Annotated in this window: 22 protein-coding genes and 4 tRNA genes; 10 read left to right on the top strand and 16 right to left on the bottom strand. The window is 67.7% G+C overall.

What is annotated here, in order from left to right:
• Positions 1-105: 105 nt before the first annotated feature.
• Entirely contained in the window at positions 106-2,532 is a 2,427-nt protein-coding gene (gene lon, locus AC3WOH_RS09540) for an endopeptidase La (RefSeq protein ID WP_492229120.1), read from the top strand.
• Positions 2,533-2,665: 133 nt separating this feature from the next.
• Positions 2,666-2,741, top strand: a tRNA-Gly gene (locus tag AC3WOH_RS09535).
• 227 nt (positions 2,742-2,968) lie between these two features.
• Here AC3WOH_RS09535 and AC3WOH_RS09530 read toward each other — a convergent pair.
• The 3 genes from AC3WOH_RS09530 to AC3WOH_RS09520 form a co-directional block, all read right to left on the bottom strand.
• Positions 2,969-3,325: a hypothetical protein gene (locus AC3WOH_RS09530; RefSeq protein ID WP_492229119.1), complete on the bottom strand. Its 357-nt coding sequence runs from the start codon at positions 3,323-3,325 to the stop codon at positions 2,969-2,971.
• Between the two features lie 26 nt (positions 3,326-3,351).
• Positions 3,352-4,008, bottom strand: a complete 657-nt coding sequence (locus AC3WOH_RS09525) for a hypothetical protein (protein WP_492229118.1) — start codon at positions 4,006-4,008, stop codon at positions 3,352-3,354.
• A 102-nt stretch (positions 4,009-4,110) separates the two neighbouring features.
• Positions 4,111-5,127: a GlxA family transcriptional regulator gene (locus tag AC3WOH_RS09520; RefSeq protein WP_492229117.1), complete on the bottom strand. Its 1,017-nt coding sequence runs from the start codon at positions 5,125-5,127 to the stop codon at positions 4,111-4,113.
• 241 nt (positions 5,128-5,368) lie between these two features.
• On the opposite strand from AC3WOH_RS09520, the gene AC3WOH_RS09515 reads away from it, so the two are divergent.
• A complete protein-coding gene (locus AC3WOH_RS09515; protein ID WP_492229116.1) occupies positions 5,369-6,466 on the top strand; it encodes a DJ-1/PfpI family protein in 1,098 nt (365 codons plus the stop codon).
• Here AC3WOH_RS09515 and AC3WOH_RS09510 read toward each other — a convergent pair.
• The 5 genes from AC3WOH_RS09510 to AC3WOH_RS09490 form a co-directional block, all read right to left on the bottom strand.
• Positions 6,459-7,046 (bottom strand): hypothetical protein, encoded by a 588-nt coding sequence (locus AC3WOH_RS09510; protein ID WP_492229115.1) that lies wholly within the window; start codon positions 7,044-7,046, stop codon positions 6,459-6,461. The genes AC3WOH_RS09515 and AC3WOH_RS09510 overlap by 8 nt on opposite strands.
• A 102-nt stretch (positions 7,047-7,148) precedes the next feature.
• Positions 7,149-7,562 (bottom strand): hypothetical protein, encoded by a 414-nt coding sequence (locus tag AC3WOH_RS09505; RefSeq protein ID WP_492229114.1) that lies wholly within the window; start codon positions 7,560-7,562, stop codon positions 7,149-7,151.
• 23 nt (positions 7,563-7,585) lie between these two features.
• Positions 7,586-8,194: a hypothetical protein gene (locus AC3WOH_RS09500; protein ID WP_492229113.1), complete on the bottom strand. Its 609-nt coding sequence runs from the start codon at positions 8,192-8,194 to the stop codon at positions 7,586-7,588.
• A gap of 159 nt (positions 8,195-8,353) precedes the next feature.
• On the bottom strand, positions 8,354-9,220 hold the full coding sequence (locus AC3WOH_RS09495; protein WP_492229112.1) for a helix-turn-helix domain-containing protein: 867 nt from the start codon (positions 9,218-9,220) through the stop codon (positions 8,354-8,356).
• Between the two features lie 28 nt (positions 9,221-9,248).
• The gene (locus AC3WOH_RS09490) at positions 9,249-10,082 is read right to left on the bottom strand and encodes a helix-turn-helix domain-containing protein (RefSeq protein ID WP_492229111.1); all 834 of its coding nucleotides are present in this window, start codon (positions 10,080-10,082) and stop codon (positions 9,249-9,251) included.
• Here AC3WOH_RS09490 and AC3WOH_RS09485 point away from each other — a divergent pair.
• The 3 genes from AC3WOH_RS09485 to AC3WOH_RS09475 all read left to right on the top strand — a co-directional run bounded on the left by AC3WOH_RS09485 (position 10,081) and on the right by AC3WOH_RS09475 (position 11,609).
• Positions 10,081-10,800, top strand: a complete 720-nt coding sequence (locus AC3WOH_RS09485) for an aspartate/glutamate racemase family protein (RefSeq protein WP_492229110.1) — start codon at positions 10,081-10,083, stop codon at positions 10,798-10,800. The genes AC3WOH_RS09490 and AC3WOH_RS09485 overlap by 2 nt on opposite strands.
• Positions 10,801-10,848: 48 nt before the next feature.
• Positions 10,849-10,922, top strand: a tRNA-Cys gene (locus AC3WOH_RS09480).
• Positions 10,923-11,093: 171 nt separating this feature from the next.
• Positions 11,094-11,609 (top strand): DUF1697 domain-containing protein, encoded by a 516-nt coding sequence (locus tag AC3WOH_RS09475; RefSeq protein ID WP_492229109.1) that lies wholly within the window; start codon positions 11,094-11,096, stop codon positions 11,607-11,609.
• Positions 11,610-11,777: 168 nt separating this feature from the next.
• Here AC3WOH_RS09475 and AC3WOH_RS09470 read toward each other — a convergent pair whose 3' ends face one another.
• The gene (locus AC3WOH_RS09470; protein ID WP_492229108.1) at positions 11,778-12,824 is read right to left on the bottom strand and encodes a hypothetical protein; all 1,047 of its coding nucleotides are present in this window, start codon (positions 12,822-12,824) and stop codon (positions 11,778-11,780) included.
• A 441-nt stretch (positions 12,825-13,265) separates the two neighbouring features.
• Between AC3WOH_RS09470 and AC3WOH_RS09465 the strand changes: the two genes are divergently transcribed.
• The 4 genes from AC3WOH_RS09465 to AC3WOH_RS09450 all read left to right on the top strand — a co-directional run bounded on the left by AC3WOH_RS09465 (position 13,266) and on the right by AC3WOH_RS09450 (position 15,298).
• Positions 13,266-13,341: transfer RNA gene (locus AC3WOH_RS09465), tRNA-Gly, on the top strand.
• A gap of 142 nt (positions 13,342-13,483) precedes the next feature.
• A tRNA-Leu gene (locus AC3WOH_RS09460) sits at positions 13,484-13,576 on the top strand.
• A gap of 373 nt (positions 13,577-13,949) precedes the next feature.
• Positions 13,950-14,540, top strand: coding sequence for a BspR family type III secretion system anti-sigma factor (locus AC3WOH_RS09455; protein ID WP_492229107.1), 591 nt, complete (start codon positions 13,950-13,952; stop codon positions 14,538-14,540).
• Between the two features lie 122 nt (positions 14,541-14,662).
• Positions 14,663-15,298 carry an RNA polymerase sigma factor gene (locus AC3WOH_RS09450; RefSeq protein WP_492229106.1) on the top strand — a complete coding sequence of 212 codons (636 nt, stop codon included), beginning with the start codon at positions 14,663-14,665 and terminating at the stop codon, positions 15,296-15,298.
• A gap of 591 nt (positions 15,299-15,889) precedes the next feature.
• On the opposite strand, the gene sctC is transcribed toward AC3WOH_RS09450, so the two are convergent.
• The 7 genes from sctC to sctQ are packed head-to-tail and all read right to left on the bottom strand — an operon-like array spanning position 15,890 to position 22,031.
• Positions 15,890-17,677: a type III secretion system outer membrane ring subunit SctC gene (gene sctC, locus AC3WOH_RS09445; protein ID WP_492229105.1), complete on the bottom strand. Its 1,788-nt coding sequence runs from the start codon at positions 17,675-17,677 to the stop codon at positions 15,890-15,892.
• Positions 17,678-17,689: 12 nt separating this feature from the next.
• A complete protein-coding gene (locus AC3WOH_RS09440; RefSeq protein WP_492229104.1) occupies positions 17,690-18,106 on the bottom strand; it encodes a type III secretion system chaperone family protein in 417 nt (138 codons plus the stop codon).
• Positions 18,103-19,149, bottom strand: coding sequence for a type III secretion system export apparatus subunit SctU (sctU, locus tag AC3WOH_RS09435; RefSeq protein ID WP_492229103.1), 1,047 nt, complete (start codon positions 19,147-19,149; stop codon positions 18,103-18,105). Before sctU ends, AC3WOH_RS09440 begins: the two co-directional genes overlap by 4 nt.
• Positions 19,150-19,164: 15 nt before the next feature.
• Entirely contained in the window at positions 19,165-19,974 is an 810-nt protein-coding gene (gene sctT / locus AC3WOH_RS09430; RefSeq protein ID WP_492229102.1) for a type III secretion system export apparatus subunit SctT, read from the bottom strand.
• A 30-nt stretch (positions 19,975-20,004) separates the two neighbouring features.
• A complete protein-coding gene (gene sctS, locus AC3WOH_RS09425) occupies positions 20,005-20,274 on the bottom strand; it encodes a type III secretion system export apparatus subunit SctS (protein WP_184863353.1) in 270 nt (89 codons plus the stop codon).
• Between the two features lie 15 nt (positions 20,275-20,289).
• Positions 20,290-20,937, bottom strand: a complete 648-nt coding sequence (gene sctR / locus AC3WOH_RS09420; RefSeq protein WP_492229101.1) for a type III secretion system export apparatus subunit SctR — start codon at positions 20,935-20,937, stop codon at positions 20,290-20,292.
• The gene (gene sctQ / locus AC3WOH_RS09415; RefSeq protein ID WP_492229100.1) at positions 20,934-22,031 is read right to left on the bottom strand and encodes a type III secretion system cytoplasmic ring protein SctQ; all 1,098 of its coding nucleotides are present in this window, start codon (positions 22,029-22,031) and stop codon (positions 20,934-20,936) included. The genes sctR and sctQ overlap by 4 nt, the downstream gene beginning before the upstream one ends.
• Positions 22,032-22,072 lie beyond the last annotated feature (41 nt).

The following is a 22,072-nucleotide window of genomic DNA, read 5'->3' as shown; positions in this document are numbered from 1 at the left end:
CGGCCGTCTGCGCTGCCCCTCAACCCTTCTTCCGGTACGGCTGGAAAAAGGGGTTGAAAATCCCCGCTTGTGGACCATATGCCACAGAGTTAACTGAGGATTTCCATGTCCGGACATACCCCCCTGCCAGCCACCCCCATCGACCTGCCGCTGTTGCCCCTGCGCGACGTGGTGGTGTTCCCCCACATGGTGATTCCGCTCTTCGTGGGCCGCCCCAAGAGCATCAAGGCGCTGGAGCTGGCCATGGAGGCCGACCGCCGCATCATGCTGGTGGCCCAGAAGGCCGCCGCCAAGGACGAACCCTCGGTCGCTGACATGTTCGATGTCGGCTGCGTCTCCACCATCCTGCAGATGCTCAAGCTGCCCGACGGCACCGTGAAGGTGCTGGTCGAGGGCCAGCAGCGCGCACTGGTGACCTCCATCGAGGACGCCGAATCGCACTTCACGGCCACCGTGACGCCCGTGGAGCTGGCCGCCGACGCGAACAAGCCCAGCGAGATCGAGGCCCTGCGCCGCGCGGTGATGCAGCAGTTCGACCAGTACGTCAAGCTCAACAAGAAGATCCCGCCCGAGATCCTCACCAGCATCTCCAGCATCGACGACCCGGGCCGCCTGGCCGACACGATTGCCGCGCACCTGCCGCTCAAGCTCGAGAACAAGCAGATCGTGCTCGACCTCTCGGACGTGAAGGCGCGCCTCGAGAACCTGTTCGAGCAGCTCGACCGCGAGGTCGACATCCTCAACGTCGACAAGAAGATCCGTGGCCGCGTCAAGCGCCAGATGGAGAAGAACCAGCGCGACTTCTACCTCAACGAGCAGGTCAAGGCCATCCAGAAGGAACTGGGCGAAGGCGAAGACGGCGCGGACATGGAGGAGATCGAGAAGAAGATCAAGCTCGCCAAGATGCCCGCCGAGGCGCGCAAGAAGGCCGATGCCGAGTTCAAGAAGCTCAAGCTCATGTCGCCCATGTCGGCCGAGGCCACCGTGGTGCGCAACTACATCGATGTGCTCACGGGCCTGCCCTGGAGCAAGAAGACCAAGATCAAGCACGACCTCATGAACGCCGAGGGCGTGCTCAACGAAGACCACTACGGCCTGGACAAGGTCAAGGACCGCATTCTCGAGTACCTCGCGGTGCAGCAGCGTGTGGACAAGGTGAAGGCACCCATCCTGTGCCTGGTGGGGCCACCGGGCGTGGGCAAGACCTCGCTGGGCCAGTCGATCGCCAAGGCCACGGGGCGCAAGTACGTGCGCATGGCCCTGGGCGGCATGCGCGACGAGGCCGAGATCCGCGGGCACCGCCGCACCTACATCGGCGCGCTGCCGGGCAAGGTGCTGCAAAGCCTGTCGAAGGTGGGCACGCGCAACCCGCTGTTCCTGCTCGACGAGATCGACAAGCTCGGGACGGACTTCCGCGGCGACCCTTCGAGTGCGCTGCTGGAGGTGCTGGACCCCGAGCAGAACCACACCTTCGGCGACCACTATGTGGAGGTGGACTTCGACCTGTCCGACGTGATGTTCGTCGCCACGTCGAACTCGATGAACATTCCGCCCGCCCTGCTCGACCGCATGGAAGTGATCCGCCTGTCGGGTTACACCGAGGACGAGAAGACCAGCATCGCCATGAAGTACCTGCTGCCCAAGCAGCTCAAGAACAATGGCGTGAAGGACGAGGAACTCGAGGTGACCGAGGCCGCCGTGCGCGACCTGGTGCGCTACTACACCCGCGAGGCGGGCGTGCGCTCACTCGAGCGCGAGCTCTCCAAGATCTGCCGCAAGGTGGTCAAGGGCCTGCAGCTCAAGAAGCTCGAACCCAAGGTCGTGGTCACGGCCGACAACCTGCCGGACTTCCTGGGCGTGCGCAAGTACACCTACGGCCGTGCCGAGGCGCAGAACCAGGTGGGCCAGGTGGTCGGCCTGGCGTGGACCGAGGTGGGCGGTGATCTGCTGACCATCGAGGCCGCGGCCATGCCCGGCAAGGGCGTGATCACGCGCACCGGCTCGCTGGGCGATGTGATGAAGGAATCGGTCGAGGCCGCGCGCACCGTGGTGCGCAGCCGCTCGCGCATCCTGGGCATCAAGGACGAGGCCTTCGAGAAGCGCGACATCCACATCCACGTGCCCGATGGCGCCACGCCCAAGGACGGCCCGAGCGCGGGTGCCGCCATGACCACGGCCTTCGTCTCTGCGCTCACGGGCATCCCCGTGCGCGCCGATGTGGCCATGACCGGCGAAATCACGCTGCGCGGCGAGGTGACTGCCATCGGCGGCCTCAAGGAAAAGCTGCTGGCGGCCCTGCGCGGCGGCATCAAGACGGTGCTGATCCCCGAAGAGAACGTGAAGGACCTGGCCGAGATTCCGGACAACGTGAAGAGCGGCCTGGAGATCGTGCCCGTGCGCTGGATCGACAAGGTGCTGGAAGTGGCGCTGGCCAGCCGGCCCGTGCCGCTGACGGACGAAGAGGTCGCGGCCTCCGTGGCGCCGGCGCCCGAGAAGGCCGGTGCCCCGGCAGCCGACGGGCTCAAGCACTGAGCGGCGAAGAAAAAATGGCGATGGAATGAAGAAATTGCACTTTTTTCTGGAGACCCCCAAAAAGTGCGCTACAATTCATTCCATCGCAGCACACAACGTACTAAACGATGTACAATGTAAGGCTTCGGTAAATGCGGGAATAGCTCAGTTGGTAGAGCGCAACCTTGCCAAGGTTGAGGTCGAGAGTTCGAGACTCTTTTCCCGCTCCATACATCGCAGGCTGCACACAAGTTGATGTGCAGCAGGCAAACGAAAAGGATCCTTCGGGATCCTTTTTTGTTTTCAGCGCCTGCGCTTTCCTTCGCGCCTGCCCCTGTCAGGGGCCATCGCGCAGCTGCTGTGCCAGCAAGGCAGCGCGGCGCTCGCGCGTGCTGGTGCTTTTGCCCGTGCGGATGTGCTCCATGGCGGCACGGCGCAAGGCATCGCTGCGCTTCTTTCATGCAGCAGCCAACTCCGGTGCCTGCGCTAGCAGTGCCTGCAGTTCATCGGGCACCTTGGTGTCCGCCCGAGTCAGCGCCAGTTGCAGCGCATCGCCCACGGCCACGCCGGCGCTCTTGCACCAGGGTGCGGTGAACTCCAGGAACCAGGGGGATTGGGGGGAGGCGTCCCAGCGCTTGAGCGTGCGCCGCCCCAGTGCATGGCCGTTGGCCGAGCCTTCCACCACCGTGGTGGCCTGCAGCTCCCAGGGCGCGACGACCGCATGCGGAATGACCACGTACACAGGCAGGCGCGGGTCCTTGCGGGCCAGGGTGGCGGTGCAGCACAGAACCGGGGCGGCAGGAGGCTGGGGCATGGCGGTCAATGGCAGATGGGGCAATGTCAGGGCCCGCCCCAGGTGCATGCAGTGAAGCCATGGAAGGCGGTGATGCGCGCACGCTGCGGGTAGGTGCCAGCTGCGGAGGTGTCGCCGACCAGCACCGAGAAATCGGACAGCTCGGCCGTGGCCTGGGCCTGCCAGCAGTCGGCCTTGGCCAGGCGCCGCGGTGGGGTAATGCCCACTGGGGGCTGGGCCGCGTCGAGCTTGATGCGCTCAAAGCGCGCGCGAAAGAACGGGCCGGTGCCGTGGAAGACTGCGCGGGCCGGGCGGAACTCCAGTGCCCCGCCATCGTTGGGCTCGAAGCGCAGCGTGCCCGGGACCTGAAGCCGGCCCGCGATCTGTACCGACCCATACAGGCTGGCCTGGTCGAGCGAAAGGGTTCGGGGCAGCTGCTGCACGGGCTGGCATACCGCAGAGCCGGCGTCGCCTTGGGTGGCGATGGCGCTGTGGCCGCGGATGGAGGTGATGGCAAAGCCCGCGGGCATGCGTGCCGTCAGCCGGGCGGGGCGGATGCTGCACTGCCCGTCGGGGCCGCAGTCCAGGCGCACGCAGTCCTGGGCCGATGCCGGGCTCGCCAGCACCGGCAGCAGTGCGGCCATGGCGAACGGCAACGCCATGCGCAATGCGCGGGCTGCCATGGTGGGCTGGGCGCCTGGCATGGTGTGGACTGCTCCCTCCGATCCTTCAAGCTGGTGGGCGGACTATAGACCACCGATTCCCATGCGGGGAGCGTGCGGCATGGTGCCCTGGTTGCACCGTGCTCAGCGGCCCGATGCCGGCGGACCGAAGCGCTCCCGATACTGCCCCGGGGTGATGCGCACGCGCTTCACGAAGGCGCGCTGCAGCGCGTCCACGCTGGCAAAGCCTGCGCGCTGGGCCACGCGGGCCAGCGGCCAGGCGGAACTCTCCAGCAAGGCCTTGGCACGTTCCACGCGCGCAGCCTCCACGAACTGCGCGGGGGTGAGCCCGGTCTCTGCGCGAAAGGCGCGCGCCAGGGTGCGTTCGGACATGCCCGCCCGCCCGGCCAGCGCTGCGGCGCTGCAATCGCCCGTGGGGTCGGCGAGCAAGGAGGCGACCAGGGCCTTGATGGGCGGGGCCGCTGCAGCCTGCACCTGCAGCCCCGCGCTGAACTGCGACTGCCCGCCCGGGCGGCGCAGGAACAGCACCAGCTCACGCGCCACCGCGAGCGCCGTGGCGGCGCCATGGTCGGCCTCCACCAGTGCCAGGCACAGGTCGATGCCGGCGGTGACGCCAGCCGAGGTGTAGACCGGGTGGCTGGCGACAAAGATGGCGTCGGGCTCCACCGCGATGCCCTGGCCCAGCGACTGCAGAAGGGCGCAGCGGTTCCAGTGCGTGGTGGCGCGGCGCCCGTCCAGCAGGCCGGCGGCGGCCAGCACCAGCGCGCCGGTGCAGACGCCCACCACGCGGCGGGCCGCCTGCGCGCGGGCCTGGATCCAGGGCTTCACCACGGGGTCGGCCGCGGCGGCCAGCAGGGCCTGCTCGCTGCCGCCCGTGACGACCAGCGTATCGGTGCCCGGCAGCAGGTCCTGCAAGGCCACCACCGGGCCCAGCTGCAGTCCCGCGTGGGTGCCCAGGGGGCGGCCGGTGGGCGAACCCAGCGTGAGCCGGTAGGGCCGCGCGTCGGGCGGCAGGTGCTCGTTGGCCACGGCGAACACTTCCATGGGCCCGGCCACGTCGAGCATCTGCACGCCATCGAAGGCGATGAACACCAAGTCGACAAAGGGCGGCGGTGGGCGGTAGTCGGTGTCAGAGGGCATGGGTGCGCATGCTATCGCGCCCCGGGGGGCGGAGGGCGGGGCCGGCAGCGCGGCATGTGGCAGGAACTGCAGGTGATTTGTCCAACGGCGCGGCGCCGGCCTGCCTATCGTCGCCGCATTGCATCTTCCTCGCAGACATCTGCCCTCGCCCATGCCTTTTGCTTCCCTTCTCAATCGTCGCCAGGCCTTGGCAGGCTGCCTGGCCCTGGCTGGCACCGCCTGCGGCTGCAGCACCGCCGATATGCCCGCCAGCCCTGCTGTGCCCGCGCAGCCGCTACAGGCCTTTGCCGATGCATTGCGGCAGGTGCTCCGTCCAGCGGGCGCATCGCGCCCTCCCGTGGTCGCGGTGCTTGCGCACAACGCAGGCACCGAGATCACGGACTTTCTCGTGCCCCATGCACTGCTCGCCCGCTCGGGCGTGGCCCGGGTGCAGGCCGTGGCGCTGCGCGGCGGGGTGGTGCAACTGGTCCCTGCGCTGCAGGTGCAGGTGCAGGTGCCGTGCAGCCTGGACGATTTCGATGCACAGCACCCCCAGGGCGCCGACTGCGTGGTGGTGCCCGCCATGCTGGTGGACGATGAGCCCGTGCTGCTGGCATGGCTGCGCCGCCAGGCTGCGCGGGGCGCGGCCATCGTCGGTGTGTGCTCCGGTGCGCAGGTGCTGGGCCAGGCTGGACTGCTCGATGGACGCCGCTTCACCGGCCACTGGCACGACCGCGCCACTCTGCTGGCGCGCCACCCCACGGCCATGCATGTCCCCAGCCAGCGCTACCTGATCGACAAGGGCGTGGCCACCACCACGGGGGTCTCGGCCTCCATTCCCGTGTCGCTGGCGTTGGTGGAGGCGCTGGGCGACACGGCGGCGGCGCAGGCCCTGGCGCAGCAGATCGGCATGGTGGATTGGGCACCGCACCACACAGGCCAGGCCTTTGGCCTCACGCCGCCGCGGGTGGCCGTGTACCTGGCCAACCGCCTGCGGGGCTGGGCCGGCGGGCAGATGGTGGTGCGCATCGCCGACGGCATGGACGACCTGCGCCTGGCCCTGGCCATGGATGCATGGAGCCGCACCCACCGCCTCGCCGGCCTGGTGGTCGAGCCGATGGCGGCAAGCCCAGGGCAGGGTGTGCGCCTGGCCAGCGGCCTGGCCGTGGCGGGGCCACCTGCAAGCGCGGGGGGTGCGCTGCTGCCCGCGCTGCCCCTGTACGCCGATGTGCCCCCGGCCCGGGTGCTCGATGCCGCATTGTGCGACATCGGCCAGCGCTATGGCGCGGGCACGCGCGACTGGGTGGCGCTGGAGATGGAGTACGCGCCGGTGCACACCTCGCGGTGCCGCGTCACTTGAAGGTGCTGCTCAGGATCACCCATTCGATGCCATCGCCATCGCCGCCCACGTCCTCGCGCGTGGCGATGTTGATGCCCAGCTCCGGGCAGTCCTTGCCATCGCCCAGCCACTGTGTATCGCGCAGTTGCAGTTTGGCTGCCTTGAAGCGCTTCTTCACGTCGGCAAAGGTGGTGCCGCCGTGCAGCGGCGCGCCCTGGTAGGCCAGCGCGCCACCCAGGAACTCGATGTCCTGCACCTTGTCGCCGGCGTCGTAGCGCACGCGGATGAAGGTGGCCTGGTCGGCGCTCTGGAAATCGTCTTCGTCCTGGTAGCGCTCGGGCTTGGGCGGCACGAAGCCGGCGGCCACCATGGCGCCGCGCAACGCCGCACGTGGCTGGCCGAAGTCGATCTTCAGGGCGCCGCAGGAGATGCCTTGGCGGGGCAGGAGTTGCCAGGTGGAAGGGCTCATGTGCTTGCTGCAGGGAACGGCCGGGCCGGTGGCGGTGGTGGTGCGGGTGGTGCCTTGCGCCTGTGCCCCGGTGCTGCACAGCACCAGGGCAACACAGCACAGCAGCGGGGCAGACAGGCGGAATGGGAGCACGATGCAGGCCTCTTGATCGGCGTTGGGGGATGGTGGTGGGCTGCAAGCATAGCCTTGCAGCGTGATGGCATGCACTGCCAAAGGGGTTTTACGGCGCAACGCTCAACCCGCGTGGCTGGCAAAGCGCACGATGCGCCACTGGCCCGGTTCTGTTTGCCGCAAGGTGATGCCGAACAGGCAGGGGCTGCCCTGGAACTCCACGGTGACCTGGGGCTCGTCCACATCGCGCCCCGCAAGCCAGCGCCGCAGGCGGTTGCCATGGGACTGGAAGGGCAGGGTGTGGCGCACCTGTGCGGGCGGGCACAGCTGGCGCGCTGCATGGGCTCGGAACTCTTCCGGCGTGGTACCGGTGGCCGCGTTGCGTGCCGTGCGCGCGTGGGCGGCCGCCAAGCGGCCTTGCTCTACATCGCGCACAAAAGCCTGGGCCTCGGCGATGGCACTGGCGGGTGTGTACGGCTGGTGTGCCAGCCACCAGGGCGCACCTGCCAGGGCCGGCACGGCCAAGGCCAGTGCCACAGAAGCGCGAAATCGCGTCCCTGTCAGGACGCCCACCAGTCCGCCACCAGGAAGGGCCGCGGCTGCCCCGGCACGGACACCATGATGTGGCCCCGCCCGCAGGTGGGGCCGCAGCGCTGGGCCAGGTAGCGGATGGCGACAGCGGGCACAGGCTGCCGGCTGCCCGCGGGCAGCACGGTGGCGGCGCCGCGCTCCAGGTGGGCGAGCACCACGAACTGGTCTTCGCCGTCCAGCGTCTGCATGACCTGGTGGCAGGTGCTCGGGCCGTCCTTGGCGGGCGTGGCGGCCTGCAGCAGTGCCGCGGCGCGGCGCCCCTCGATCAGGGCCATGCGCTCGGCCTCGGTCTTCCACGCGGTGGGCTTGGCGCTGGCCTGGCGGCTGAGTTCGCCGCGGTCCAGCAGCACGGTGACGCCCTCGAGCACCACCGACAGGCAGTCCACCGGTGCGCGGCTGCGCTGCACCACGCTGCGGGTTTCATCCACGTCGCCGCCGGCGGCCGGGCGCTCTGGTGCGGCGCTGGCGCCGTGGCCTGTCATGCTGCTGCCCAGGCCGATGGCCAGCACGCAAAGGGCCAGCCCACGGCGGAGCCTGCGGGCGGCGGGAGGCGGTGTCGTGGTGGATGGCGGCCGCATGGTGGGGCTGTCCTCGCGTGGTGGTGGGTGGTTGTCGTGGGTCCGTGCATCACAGCGCTCTGCGGGGCATTTGCGTGGCGTGGAAGAAGGCAGCGGGGCTTCCAGCATGGGGGATCTTAATGTGCCAGCGCCAGGCGATCCGGCAGTGCAGTCCCCGCATCAGTGGCCCACCAACGACGCCGGCTTGCCCGGCACATCGCCCAGGTTGGCCCGCGCGTAGGCCGCGGGGGAGCAGGCGGCAAAGTAGCGAAACTCCCGTGTGAAATGGCTTTGGTCGCTGTAGCCGCACCGGGCCGCCAGATCGGCAAGCCCGGCCGTGGGTGTGGCCAGCAGCAAGGCATGGGCGCGCGCAAAGCGCTGGCGCATGGCCGCGGCCTTGGGGGCCAGGCCGAAGTGGGCGGCAAAACGCTGGGCAAAGTGCCGTGCGCTCCAGCCGGTGTGTTCGCGCAGGGCTGCCATGGGCACCTGGCCGTGTTGCAGCGCCATCTGCGCCCAGGCCTGCTGCAGCCGCGCATCCACCTGCCGGCGGGGTGCCTGCAGGCGCCCGGCCAGGAAGTGCTCCACGCGCGCAAAGCGGGCCTCCCAGCTGGGCAGGCTGTTGAGCTCATCGGCCAGCGATCCTATCTGTGCCCCCCAGAGCTCGGACAGGTCCAGCAGGCCCGCGCCCACCGCGGCCCCGTCGCCCTGCAGCAGGCTGAAGGCGGACCAGGGCGGCAGGTCCACTTCGATGCAGGACTGCATCGCCGGGTGCTCCGTCGTCATCGCACTGCCGGCCATGCCGATCAGGAAGGCCTGGCAACTGCGTGCCGCGTCCGACGCACCGGGCGCGCCCGCGGGGGCCAGCCGGTAGCGGGCCTCGAAGCCGATCACCAGCCGCACGCGTGCACTGGCGACCTCCAGCCGCTGCACGGGCTGGCCCAGGTCCTCGCTGAACCCGGCCAGCCGGCAGTCCCAGTGCGAGAGCAAGGCGCTGTGGGGCGCCGGCAGGTATTGCCAGGTGGGCAAGGGCGTGGAAGGCCGAGCCATGGTGTGGCAAGCAGGCCGGTCAGGCGGGTCAGATGGGCGCAAGGCCCGCCAGGGCCCGCGCCCGGTAGCCTGCCGGCGTGAGGTGCAGTGCGCGCCGCATGGCGGTGCCCATGTGCGACTGGCTGGCATAGCCCGCCAGCGCCGCCACGTCGGCCAGCACGGCCTGCGGTGCTTGCAGTTCGCGACGCGCGCGCTGGAGCCGCCGTTCGTTGACATAGGCGTGCGGCGTCATGCCGGTCAACTGCTTGAAGTGCCGCAAGAAGGCCAGAGGTGCTTCGCCCACCTGGGCGCTCAGGGCGGCCAGGCTGAGGTCTTCCGCGGGGTGGCCGATTTCATCGTCGATGCGCTCCAGCACCTGCGCATAGGCCGGCCGCAGCGCGGCCCAAGGGGTGCGCGTGGGATCGGGCCTTTGCAGCAGGGCATCCACCCCTGCCAGCACCTGTTGCACCCGTGCCTCGATCTGCGAAGGTGGGGCCTGGCCCACGAGCAGCCGGCGCAAGGCCAGGGCCTGCTGCAGCAAGACCGCTGGCGCCGTCCGCTGGGGCCGTGACAGCGCGCGATGGCCGCCCTGGTCTCCCCCTTCGTCCCAGCGGATCGCCAGGTACTCACCCCCGGTGGCGGATTCCGAGAACACGTCCAGGCCCGGCGGGGTGAGGGACATGGTGCCCATCCAGGTGTCGAAGTCCTCGCGCCGGTCGCCGCCGATGGCGTGCACGCCGAGCTGGCGCTCCAGCGCGATGCCGAAGGTGGCCTGCAGCACATCGTCCCGTGCGCTGTAGGGCGCCCGCGCGAGCAGTTCCACGGTGACACAGCCGGGACCTGAAATTCCGTGATAGACGATGGAGTGCACGCTGCGGATCATGGCAGCTTTCCAGCAGGAGATCCATGTGAAGACCATTGGCCTGATCGGCGGCATGAGTGCAGAATCCACCGCCGAGTACTACCGCCTCATGAACCAGGCGGTGCGCAATCGCCTGGGGCCCTTGCGCTCGGCGCAGTTGCTCTTGCACAGCGTGGACTTCGGCCCCATTGCCCAGGCCCAGCACGAGGGCCGCTGGGACGATGCCGGCGCCCTGCTGGCCGACAGCGCGCGCCGCCTGCATGCCGCCGGGGCCGATGCCATCGTGCTGTGCACCAACACCATGCACAAGCTGGCCGGCACCATTGCCGCAGCCACGCCGCTGCCCTTTCTGCACATTGCCGACCCGGTGGGCGAGGCGGCGCGTGCGCGCGGCCTGCGCCGGCTGGGCCTGCTGGCCACGGCCTTCACCATGGAGCAGCCTTTCCTCAAGGACCGCCTGGCGCAGGCGCATGGCCTGGAAATCCTCACCCCGGACGCCGCCACGCGCGCCGAGGTGCACCGCGTGATCTACGAAGAGCTGTGCCAGGGCACCGTGCGCGAGGCCTCGCGCACCTTCTACCAGCAGGCCATCGCGGCGCTGCAGAGCCAAGGCTGCGAGGCCATCGTGCTCGGCTGCACCGAGATCTCGCTGCTGGTGCAGCAGGTGCACAGCCCCCTGCCGCTGCTCGATACCACCGCACTGCACGCCAAGGCGGCCGTGGACTTTGCACTGGCGTAAGTGCATTTTTCAGAACTGCCCCAAATTCGGTTAGAATCTAAGGCTCACGGCGCGATAGCAAAGCGGTTATGCCCCGGATTGCAAATCCGGTTAGACCAGTTCGACTCTGGTTCGCGCCTCCAGAATTTACCAAGCCAGTACTGAAAAGCCTGCTATCGAATCGGTAGCAGGCTTTTTCGCTTTTGGATCACTGGAGGGTCGGCTGGTCATGCCTGTCCCTGTGTTTTGACAGCCACCACCACCGGTGGGCGCTCCGACGGCAGTAGACTTTTGGCAAACCACCCGGAGTGATTGTGGAACGCTATGTCGCCTTTCTGCGGGGTGTCAGCCCCATGAACTGCAAAATGCCAGCGCTCAAGCGTTGCTTCGAGGCCGCCGGCTTTTGCGAGGTCAAAACGCTTCTGTCCAGCGGCAACGTGGCTTTTTCGGCGCAGCCCCAGATAGTTCCCATCCTGGAAAGCGCAGCGGAAGCCGCGATGGAAGAACACCTGGGGCGGATTTTTCAAACCATTGTCCGCCCGTCTTCATTCCTTCAGCGGCTTGTGGCGCGAGATCCGTTCGCGGGCTGCAAGCTCTTTCCCAAAGCGAAACCGGTCATCACCTTTCTTCGCAGACCTCATGAGGGAGAGATCGCGCTTCCGATAGAGCAGGCGCCAGCCTCCATCTTCAGGCTGGAGCGCACAGAAGTATTTTCGGCCTATGTTCCGGATGAGAAGGGCACTGCGCTCGGCGCTCTGTTGGAGAAGAAATTCGGCAAAGCCATCACCACGAGAACGCTGGAAACCGTGCGCAAGTGCGCTGCGTCTTAGGGGGCTGTGCCGCCTTCCGCAGCCGCCTGCCCGCACGCCCTGAACTTCGCGCCCAGGCGACCCACCGCAGCCAGGCCGCAGCAGGCAGGAGGTCGTGTGCCCTGCCTTTGCCCGCCGCGACCCGGGTGTCCAGGCGCCCACCAGACGGTGCGCGCTGGCATGGGCGTCTTACAGCCGCGTGTAGCAGCCCTTGCCCGCGATCGAAAGGTCGGCCGTGCGCTCGACGATGGCCGCGTCCGGCAGCACCGATGGCGTGCTGTCGGCCAGGATGCACAGCGATGCGCCCTTGCGCGCCCAGACTGCGGGTGTGACCACGGGGACAGCGGCCGGCACCGTCCAGGTGCCCCAGAAGGCGGTGGCTGTGGCGGTGCTGCCAGTGCGCGCGAGCACGAAGCTGCCGCCGCCGCCGGCCGGGCCGGGTGCCGCGGAGCCCGTGCCCGTGCAGTTGGCGCCGCTGTACATCACCAGGCCGAGTGTCACGTTCACGCGGGTCTCGCTCTCGCGCGTGATGCGCCAGAGGTTGCGGCCCCATTGGTTTGGCCGCACCTGGCTGCACAGGTCCTGCTGCCAGTCGCCGTCGGGCAGTGCGACGCTCGTGGCGCAGGCCACTTCCACCGCGCCGACATTCGCGCTGCCCACGGTGCCGCTGCCGTTGCGCACGGTGCAGCCCTGGCCGGAGGGCTGGGTGCGGATGGTGACGGCATAGGCCGCGCCGCCGGCCAGCGCCGTCTGGAAGGTGAAGCCCCCGTTGCTGCCCACGGCCAGGTCGTCGCCACCGTTGTTCTGCAGGGTGAGGCTGGTGCCTGCGGCCAGGCCGCTCACATTGCCGCCCACGGTGAAGCGCGCGGTCGGCAGGTTGCCGCACTGCACGGCGATGTTGCCCACGTTGCCGCTGGCCGTGCCGCTGCCCTGGGCCACGGTGCAGGTCTGGCCGGCCGGCTGGCTGCTCACCGTCACCGCGTAGGCGCTGCCGGCAGCGATGCGGCGGTCGAAGGTGAAGCCGCCATTGGCACTGACGGCGAGATCGGCGGTGCCGTTGTTCTGCAGCACCAGGCGGCCGTTCGCGGCCAGGCCGCTGACGCTGCCACCGAGCGTGTAGCCGTCGCCGACCGGGGGTGTGCCGTTGTCGTCATCGCTGCCGCCGCCGCAGCCTGCGAGGGCGAGTGCCATCGCCGTGGCGGCAAAAAGGGCAACAGGCTGTGTGCTGATGTGCATGGTCATTCCTTTGCAGATAGAAGAAGAACAACCGGCAATTGGAACGGCCCGCGGCTTGCCTGTGTTTGTCAGTTCTGACAGTAGACGAGGGCCTGTGTGCAGCGGGCGGGGGGCGCTCTTTCCGCGCCGACGCAGCGCAAACCCGTGGGGGTTGCTTCGTGAGCGAGCCTGCACACTGCACACCGGTTCCGTAGTAGCATGGAAGCGCCGCAGCACCAGCGGCTTCCTCCCTCGTGCCCGGCACGAGTTCAAGCCCGTCTCCATACGGGCTTTTTTCCGTGCGGAGCACGCCCAACCCGTGAGAAGCGCAGAGGGCTGGATGGGGGCAACACACCTCGTGCGCAAATTTTTTTGCGCCGAAGTTTGCAAGCCAGAAAAATGGCGCTATAATTTGAGTCTTGCTGATGCAGACTGACGGTAACGAAAGCGGCACAGTAAAATGCGGGAATAGCTCAGTTGGTAGAGCGCAACCTTGCCAAGGTTGAGGTCGAGAGTTCGAGACTCTTTTCCCGCTCCAGATTCAAAAGGGAAGCTTAGGCTTCCCTTTTTTCTTGGCGTTGCAAGGTGGCACCCGTGGCGCCGCCTTGTGACCGGATGCGACAGGGCACGACAGGCCTGCATGTGCGTGCCCACGCTGTGCTGCAGTGTCTGCAGCCAGCGCCCCGATGGTGAAATTGGTAGACACTGCGGACTTAAAATCCGCCGCTTTCCTTAAAAGGGGCGTGCCGGTTCGACCCCGGCTCGGGGCACCAACACACGTATTTCAATCTCTCTGATCTTCCCTGCAATGGGGAAAAACGATTGAAATCGAAGGGCTGCATCAGGCACGATGCGCTGCAATTCCGCAAAGTTCGGAATTGTTTGGCAGTGGCCCCCCGTTCTCCCCCCTGCAATCCCCCCCAATCGTGGCAACCCCTACCGAAGTCGTGTGAGCCACTCTCAATGGTGGTCTTTGATTCGGCTTGGCGGCCAAGAGAGGAGGCCTTCCTGAGAGACTCAGGCGTCTCCAGGTCTTGCCGTTTCGAGGTGCAATTCGACATTGCAGAAGTTTGACAATCCAGTTGGAACCGAACTCGGGCAAGCGTTACTAAACTGGCGAAATAACAGGTTGCCAACGCTCGCGTCGTGACGATTTCGAACTCCTTCCCTCTCCCTGGTGCTGCCGGTTCCGCCGAGCTGCCCTCGCTGGATGCATTCCAGTCGGCAGCCGAGCAGGGTAACTGGGTCCACGTGAGCCAAGACGGCTCGCAGTGGCAGGTTCGTGCGACCGGAACCACGCCATCCCAGCGATCGGTGGCCTGGGTTGAGCCGCAGTCCGATACCACCTCCACCTTCGTCGGAGCGCTCGGCCAATCCTTCTCCCGCGGCATACAGGCTGCGGTGGCACGCGAGCTGGGCCTGCAGCCTGCCCCAGGGCGCCCCCTGTCTGCCCGTACGGTGCTGCAGGCCATCGACATGGCGCAAACCAGCCAAACGGCGATGAGTGGCGTTGATTTCCTCACCCGGCTCAACGTCTCAGCCGCCAGCGGTTCGGCGGCATTCACCGAGGTCTGCCGCTTGGCGGGGCTGGACCCGGCCGCCTTCGATCCCCAGCAGCGCGCCGCTATCGACGCGCGCATGCAGCAACGTTTCGACGCCGCCTCCGCCCAGGGCCTTTCGCCGGTTTCCGAGCCACTGGCTCGCCAGTGGCTGGCAGAAGAACTCCGCCAAGGCTGAGATGCCCTTTTGGGGGATTGCGCGTAGCGCACTTTTGACTGTACAGCGTCGCAAGCGTCTGTAAAAATCTGCTGTAATTGTGCGCTGGAAGGCGCACGCATGCACCACGCAGCCAGATATCCGTGACTTTTCCCCTTCCTCTTTGTGATGCTTCGATCGCGGATGCCGACGCCCTGGCAAACGCCACCGCCTTGTCGCTCGAAGAGTGCGTGCCACTGGGGGAAGAAGACTCGGCCGAGCGCGATGCACTGTTCCGGACTCTGGTGCAAGCCCATGGCGTGCGTCTGCACCGGTTCATCATCAAGAACATCGGCCATTCCACCGACGCGGAGGATCTGGCACAGCAAGCCTTCCTCGAGGCCGTGCGCTCCTACCAGAGTTTCAAGGGCCAGTCGGAACTGTCCACCTGGCTGTACGGCATTGCGATGAACCTGGTGCGCAACCACCTGTCTCGCGCGCCGCACCGCCGCTACGACTTCGGCTCTGACGACGAACTGGCCGAGATGGCCACCGAATCGCCCACCCCCGCACAGAGGCTGGAGCAGACGCAGCACATGAACCACCTTCAGTCCGCGCTGGCCGAATTGCCCCAGGCCATGCGGGAAATCCTGCTCATGGTGGGGGTGGACGAGCTGTCCTATGAAGACGCAGCCGCCATGCTCACCGTACCCGTGGGCACGGTCCGCAGCCGGCTGTCGCGCGCCCGCACAGCGCTGCGAACCAAGCTGCAGGCGCGCGGCGTGGTCCTGGATTTCTGAAGTGAAGCACCCCCTGAGGCGCTTCGCGCCTCGGTGCCACCGCCGGAGGCGGCGGCTCTTCGGGCACGTCCAAGCCTGCGCAGGCAGGCTTGGAGCCGCGGCCCTCAGCCCCTCTCTCATATTGCTTCGCCATCTGGGAAGGGGACGCCCCCAGCGCAAGCGCTGGATACGCCGCCTTCGCGGCGGGGCGGCCCTTGCGCGGGGGCGCTGGCCTCAGAACCTGTTTACGATCTCGCAGGGGATCGCGTTGGAGCGCAATCGGGATGAGTGGATGCTTCGGATGCGCCGCATGGGCTCGTGCCCATGCAAGCAACCGGGGCGTCAAACATTCCGAGTTCATCGGCCCGATTTCGCTCCAACCCTTCAGGCAGTGGCCTTGGCGGGCGGTCTGCGGCGTTGCGGCGCTTGGTTGTGCCGGGCTATCAACTGCGCACCGCGCCTTGCATACCACCCGCCAAGGCCGCTGCGCGATCCCTGGGAGATCGTAAACAGGTTCTAAGGCGCGCCAGTTTCATGCGCCGCGGGTGGCGCTGCGCGATGAACGACTGGTACTCCGCGGCGCTGCCGCGCCCCGTCGATCCCGCCCTGCGCTTACTGGGGGCTCGGGCGCAGGGCCTCGACCGCATTGGCGGTGGATGCGGGCAGAGACACCAGGCGCGGCTTGATCATGAACAGGCGCTCGCGCGTCTGATAGTTGTTGGTCTTGTGCGAGAACAGCAGCCCCAGCAGCGGCACCTGGCCCACGATGGGCACGCGGTTGCTGTCATTGGTCTGCTGGGTGCTCTTGTAGCCTCCGATCAGCAGGGTCTGGCCTTCCCCAACGATAGCCTGGGTGCTCACCACGCTGCGCCGCACCGTGGGAATGGCGTCGACCCGGGTCTCCTGGATCTGGCCGTCTTCGATATCTACATCGAGCTGGATCACCGGGCCTTCGGCGCGCTGCACGAAGTGAGGCGTCACTCGCAGCGTGGTGCCTGCCGTGATGGGAGTGACGGTGGCCACGCGCTCGCCGACGCTGCGGATGTAGAAGGTCTCGGACAGGTCGAGCAAGGCGCCGATGTTGTCGATGGTCAGGATGGATGGGCGCGACTGGATGGATGCGTCACCCGTGCCTTCGAGCGCACGGATGCGGTTGACCAGGAAGTTGCCCGAGCTCACCACCAGGCTGCTTGGGTCGATAGAGGCGCCGCGCTGCAGCGCGCCGAGCACCAGATCGTTGCCGTCGCCCGTGGGTGCCATGTTGCCAAAGCCACCCACGGTGCCGCCCCTGCGGCCGGTCCAGGAGATGCCCAGCTCATCGAGCTTGGTGGAGTTGACGTCGATGATCATCGCCTCGATCTCGATCAGCGGTGTGGGCACGTCCAACTGATCGATCAGCGCCTTGTACAGCGGAATGCGCTCGGGCGTGTCCTGCACGATCAGGGCGTTCAGGCGCGAGTCGGCCTGGATGGAGGGCGCCAGGCGCCGCGGGTTGTTCACGCTGCTGCCCGTGTTGCCGGCCGCACCCCGTGCGCCTGCGCCCGCGGTGCTGGACGGCTGCGTGCGGGCCCCGGTGGCCGAGGCCGTGCCATTGGGCGATGCCGCCAGCGCCGCAGCCTGGCCGGAGCTGGCGGCGTCGAACGACAGGCCCGCCGTGTTGGCCGCCGAGGGCATGCCCTCGACCAGCGGCGCGGCGATGGACGAGATCAACGCGTTGTTCACGCCGGACGAACCGGTGCCGCCGGTGATCAGGTTGCGCAGCACCTGGGCCAGGCCCGGCGTGGTGATCTGCCGGTCGCGGTAGAGGATGGTGCGGTCGTCCACGGAGGCGTGCTTGAGGCGAAACACCGCCACCTGCTGCCCGCCTGCGGTGAGCGGCAGTGTGGCCATGGTGCGTTCGACCAAGGCCACGTAGGCCGGCGGACCCGACACCAGGGCAACGCCCTGCTCGGGTAGTTCGCCCCAGCCAAAGCGTGCATCGAGCACGCCCAGGCTGGTCAGCGCCTGGCGCACCGCAGCAATGCTGCTGCCGCCCGAGGTGATGCTGCGCGTGCTCATCTCTGTGGTGCGCGCGACGAACAGTGTGCCCGCATGGGTGAACCAGGTCAGCCCATAGACGCTGGCCATGCGGTCCATGAATTCGGTGGGGCTCTGCGCATTGAAGCGCCCGCTGACCTTGCCCTCGACCAGGGGCGAGAGCTCGAGCGACAAGCTGAAGCTGGCCGCAAAGTCGCGCAGCACATTGGCGATGGGGGCGTTGTCGGCGTAGTAGCTGTAGGGGGCGTCGGTCCATGGCACCGGGCCGGCGTGGGCGCCGGGCACGGTGGCCAGGGCCAGGGCGCAGGCCAGTGTGGTGGCCAGGCGGGACAAGAGCGGGCGGGTGGGGATGGTGCGGTGCATGGGGCTGCGGCGTCAGACGTTGGCGATGGCCTTGCTCCAGAAGGCCAGGCAGTTCACGAAACTTCCCACGGCATCGTCGATGTCCTGGGTGGAATTGGCGGAGGCGGCCTGCTGCAGCCAGATGGCGCGGTCGCGCTCGTCCACAGCGCAGGCGGCGGCGTGTTCTTTCATCGTGCCGCAGGCCAGGCGGGCCACGCCCAGCAGCAGGTCGTCGCGTGCGGGCCCTGGCTCGGGCAGGCTGCGCAGGCGTGAGCGCACGGCAATGCCGCCCTGCGGCAAGGCCTGCAGGCGGATGCGGTACTGCCCGTCCACCGTGAGCGTGACCGGTGCGCTGCTGCTGCCCGGGGCTGTATCGCCAGCACCGAACTGGGCGGCATAGGCCTGGAGCAGGCGGGCGGAGGCGGGATCGGCCGGGGCGGAGGTCATCATGGCGTAGGGCCTTCCATCTGTTGCAGCAGCCGCAGCACCTCGGCCACGGGTTCGACGAGTTCGGAGGGAATGTACTGGCCGGCCTGCGCGTGCTCGGTGAGCGCGCGCGCCAGCGGAATGTTCTGCATCACCGGCACGCCGGCTTCGCGCGCGGCCTGCATCATGCGTTCGGCCAGAGCGCCTTCGCCCATGGCCAACACCACGGGCAGCGGGGTTTCATCGGCGTCGTAGCGCAGGGCCACGGCCAGGTGGGTGGGGTTGGTGACGACCACGGTCGCCTTGCGCGAATGCTCCACGGCGCCGTGCTGCATCATTTCCTGGTGCAGGTGCTTGCGCTGGTGCTTGATGTGGGGGTCGCCCTCCATCTCCTTGTATTCCTGCTTGACCTCGTCCTTGCTCATCATCAGCCCCTTGCGGTACTGGTAGCGTTGCCAGGCGAAGTCGGCCAGGGATATGGCACCGTAGGCCAGGCCGACATTGATCAGCATGGTCTTCATGAGCTCGCCCACCACATGGCCCAGGCCCGCCATGCCGGCTTGCGGGATGCTGGTCATGATGGGCAGGGCGTCGGCGATGAGGATCCACAGCAGCGCCGAAAGAAAGCCGATCTTGAGCACCGACTTGAGGAACTCCATCAGGTTCTTCTTGGAGAAGACGTTCTTGAGGTTGTCCAGCACGTTGAGCTTCTTGGCCGAGGGCTTGAGCTTCTCGAACGCGAACAGGATGCCCACCTGCATGGTGTCGCCGAAGATGCCGGCCGCCAGCACGATACCGATGAAGGGCAGCACCACCAGTGCCATTTCACGCAGCACGGCGTCGATCAGGGCGTTGGCCGCGTCGTTGAAGCCCATGTGCAGCAAGGTGGCGGGCAGCAGGATCATCTGCCCCAGGCCTTCGACGATGCGCCCGGCACTGGCCAGCAGGTAGCCGAAGATGGCCAGGATGAGGAGCGTCTGCGTGAAGTCCTTGCTGTAGGCGACGTCGCCTTTCTGGCGCGAATCGCGCAGGCGCTTGCCGGTGGGTTGTTCGGTTTTTTCGCTCATGCGTGCTCCTTTGCGCTAGCGGTTGCCGAATGGGCCCCACTGCTCGCGCAGCAGGGTCAGGATGCGGCCCACGGCGTCCACCTGATCGGCACCGTAGTCGAACAGCGAGGCGGCGTACAGCATCAGCACCAGCATGGCCAGCGCACTCTTGATGGGCATGGCCATGAAGAACACCTGCAACTGCGGTGCAAAGCGGCTGACCAGGGCCAGGCCGATTTCTGCCAGGAACATGGCTACCAGCACCGGCGCGGCGAAGAGCACGGCCAATCGCACCAGGCGGTCGAGCTGGGACAGCATCACCGGCACCGACTCGGGCTGCAGCACCGGCATCCACTGCGTGATGCTCCACAGCGCGAAGCTGTCGTACAGCGTGCTCAGCAGCAGCGAAAAGCCGCCCGTGAGCAGAAAGAAGACGATGAAGGCCTGGTTGAACATCAGGCCCAGGGGCGACGAGTCGTTGCCGGTGAGCGGGTTCAGGGTGGAGGCGATGCTGGCGCCGCGCTGGTTGTCCACGAGAAAGCCCACGGCCTCGAAGATCCAGAATGGGATGGCTGCCAGGTAGCCGATGACGAAGCCGATGAAGGCCTCCTTGACGATGGTGCCCAGCACCTGTGCCGTGCCCCAGTCGGCGGCCGTGATCTGCGGCTGCAGTGCTGGCACCATCACCAGGCCCAGCGACCCGGCAATGGCAAAGCGCACCAGGCCGGGTACGAGCTGGGTGTTGAAAAGCGGCAGGACGAGGAACATGGCCAGGATGCGCGGCTGCGTCAAAGCCAGCGTCGCGACGAACGACTTGGCTTGATCGTAAGTAACCGGCAGGTCCATGGGGTTCCAGCGCAGGCAGGGCGGGCCGCGTTATTTTCCGAGCAAGGGCATCACGTCGAAGATCTGCAACGTGAAATTGAACAGCTCGCCCCCCACCCAGCGCGCCGTGAGCAAGAGGGTAATGGAGACGGAGATCAGCTTGACGCCGAACGACAGCGTCTGCTCCTGGATCTGGGTGAGCGCCTGGAACAGCGAGAACAGCGTGCCGACGATGGAGCCCACGATGATGGGCGGCAGCGACAGCCAGAGCACCAGGTACAGGGCCTGGGTGAAGAAGGAGACGACGTCGACGGTCTGCATGGCGGGCTCCGTATGTCAGGCGTAGGTCAGGACCAGGCCCTGGATCAGGCGCGACCATCCGTCCACCATCACGAACAGGAAGAGCTTGAGCGGCAGCGAGATGGTCACCGGCGACACCATCATCATGCCCATGGCCAGCAGGATGTTGGAGACGATCAGGTCGATCACCACGAAGGGCAGGTAGAGCAGGAAACCGATCTGGAAGGCCGCTGTCAGCTCCGACACCACGAAGGCCGGCATCAGCACGATGAAGTCGCGCTCGGTGACGTCCGCTGACAGCTTGGGGCCCCACATGCGCTTGGCCGTGCGCACGAAGAAGTCGCGTTGCTCGGGCCGGCTGTTCCTGGTCATGAACTCGCGCAGCGGCTCGGCGCCTTCGCGCACCCCGCCGATCAGCGCGGGCACGCTCTTGAGGGTGTCGGGCTGGGCGGTGAGCCGGTCGAACATGTTCACGCCCACGGGCGCCATCACGTAGACCGACAGGATGAGCGCCATGCCGTACAGCGCCAGGTTGGGCGGCATCTGCTGCACCCCGAGGGCATTGCGCAGCAGCGACATCACCACCACGATCTTGAGAAAGCAGGTGCAGACCACGATCAGGGTGGGCATCAGCGCCATCAGCGCCAGCAGTATCGCCAGCGTGATCGGATCGAAACTCGTCATCGCGCTGCGCCGTCGCCAAACAGGTGGCGGATGGACACGCCCAGCTGGCCATCGATCTCGACCAGGTCACCCTCGCCCACCAGGGCGCCGTTGGCCCGGATGCGCACGGCGCCGGCAAGCGGGTGGCCCAGGTCCAGCGTCTGGCCGGGTTGCAGTGCGCGCAGTTGCGCCAGGGTCAGGGACACCTCGCCCAGGTCGAAGGACAGGCGCACGGGCAGGGCGTCGAGCGCAGCGGCGGCAGCGCCGTTGGCGGGCGCTTCGTCAGCGGAAGAAACAGCGGGCATGGTATCGGTCCATGGGTGCAGAACGGTGAAGGAGGGCGGGGTCGCTGCGTTGCCGGCCGTCGGGGCCTGGGCTTGCGCATACGCCACGTGCAGGCCGGCCCGGGCCCCGGCGTTCAGCCAGAGCGTGCCCTGGCCGCCCAGGAAGCAGGTGTCCATCAGGACCACATCGCCCGGGGCCAGGCCCGACACCTCGTCCAGCGTGAGGCGGCAAAAGCCGAACTCGGCGCGCAGCGTGATCGGCACCTGGTCCTGCTCCAGGCCGGGGGCGGGGGGGCGCCGCGCCACCAGGCCCGCCAGCAGCAGCAGGCCCAGGCCGTCGGCATGCAGGGTCGCGGCGATGGCTTCGGGGCCGGCGTCTGCGCGCAGCACCAGATCGAAGGCATGGGGCGGCAGTGCCGTGGCGGGTGCCTCGTCAGCGGTCCAGTCCACCAGCTGCGGCGCGCCGCGGCCCAGGGTTTGCAGGGTGGCGAGCAGGTCGGCAAGGGCGGCTTCCAGAAGGGCCTGCGCCACGCCATCGGGCACGGCCGGCAGGGCGGCGCTGCCCAGGCTGGCGGCGAGCGTCTGCTCGATGGCCAGTGCCGGCAGGCGCAGGGTGAACTGGGCGCCGGCCCATTCGAAGCGCAGGGTGGTGCTGGGTGCCGGCACGGCGGCCGGGGTGGTGGCAGGGACCAGGCGTGCCTGCCAGGCGGCGGTGCCCAGGCGCAGCGGCAGGCCGGCGGCACGCTGCGCGATGGTTGTGCGCGCCTGCGCTTCATTGCGCGAGAGGCGCTGCGGCTGCAGGGGCTTGGCGTATGCGGGCTGGGCGGACATCGTTGCGGTGCAGAGGGCGGGCGGTGGGGTGGGGCGGGGCG

It is taken from the genome of Acidovorax sp. FW305-C-20-28, assembly GCF_058783375.1.
The sequence above is the reverse complement of the archived record's forward strand: the minus strand, read 5'-3'. Positions and strand labels throughout refer to the sequence as shown.

Coding starts and splice junctions, on each gene's coding strand:
- AC3WOH_RS09490 (WP_492229111.1), bottom strand. CDS start 10,082: ATGATCCGCAGCGTGCACTCCATCGTCTATCACGGAATTTCAGGTCCC.
- sctR (WP_492229101.1), bottom strand. CDS start 20,937: ATGACGAGTTTCGATCCGATCACGCTGGCGATACTGCTGGCGCTGATG.
- sctC (WP_492229105.1), bottom strand. CDS start 17,677: ATGCACCGCACCATCCCCACCCGCCCGCTCTTGTCCCGCCTGGCCACC.
- lon (WP_492229120.1), top strand. CDS start 106: ATGTCCGGACATACCCCCCTGCCAGCCACCCCCATCGACCTGCCGCTG.
- sctQ (WP_492229100.1), bottom strand. CDS start 22,031: ATGTCCGCCCAGCCCGCATACGCCAAGCCCCTGCAGCCGCAGCGCCTC.
- AC3WOH_RS09525 (WP_492229118.1), bottom strand. CDS start 4,008: ATGCCAGGCGCCCAGCCCACCATGGCAGCCCGCGCATTGCGCATGGCG.
- AC3WOH_RS09495 (WP_492229112.1), bottom strand. CDS start 9,220: ATGGCTCGGCCTTCCACGCCCTTGCCCACCTGGCAATACCTGCCGGCG.
- AC3WOH_RS09515 (WP_492229116.1), top strand. CDS start 5,369: ATGCCCGCCAGCCCTGCTGTGCCCGCGCAGCCGCTACAGGCCTTTGCC.
- AC3WOH_RS09500 (WP_492229113.1), bottom strand. CDS start 8,194: ATGCGGCCGCCATCCACCACGACACCGCCTCCCGCCGCCCGCAGGCTC.
- sctS (WP_184863353.1), bottom strand. CDS start 20,274: ATGCAGACCGTCGACGTCGTCTCCTTCTTCACCCAGGCCCTGTACCTG.
- AC3WOH_RS09440 (WP_492229104.1), bottom strand. CDS start 18,106: ATGATGACCTCCGCCCCGGCCGATCCCGCCTCCGCCCGCCTGCTCCAG.
- sctT (WP_492229102.1), bottom strand. CDS start 19,974: ATGGACCTGCCGGTTACTTACGATCAAGCCAAGTCGTTCGTCGCGACG.
- sctU (WP_492229103.1), bottom strand. CDS start 19,149: ATGAGCGAAAAAACCGAACAACCCACCGGCAAGCGCCTGCGCGATTCG.
- AC3WOH_RS09485 (WP_492229110.1), top strand. CDS start 10,081: ATGGCAGCTTTCCAGCAGGAGATCCATGTGAAGACCATTGGCCTGATC.
- AC3WOH_RS09470 (WP_492229108.1), bottom strand. CDS start 12,824: ATGCACATCAGCACACAGCCTGTTGCCCTTTTTGCCGCCACGGCGATG.
- AC3WOH_RS09530 (WP_492229119.1), bottom strand. CDS start 3,325: ATGCCCCAGCCTCCTGCCGCCCCGGTTCTGTGCTGCACCGCCACCCTG.
- AC3WOH_RS09520 (WP_492229117.1), bottom strand. CDS start 5,127: ATGCCCTCTGACACCGACTACCGCCCACCGCCGCCCTTTGTCGACTTG.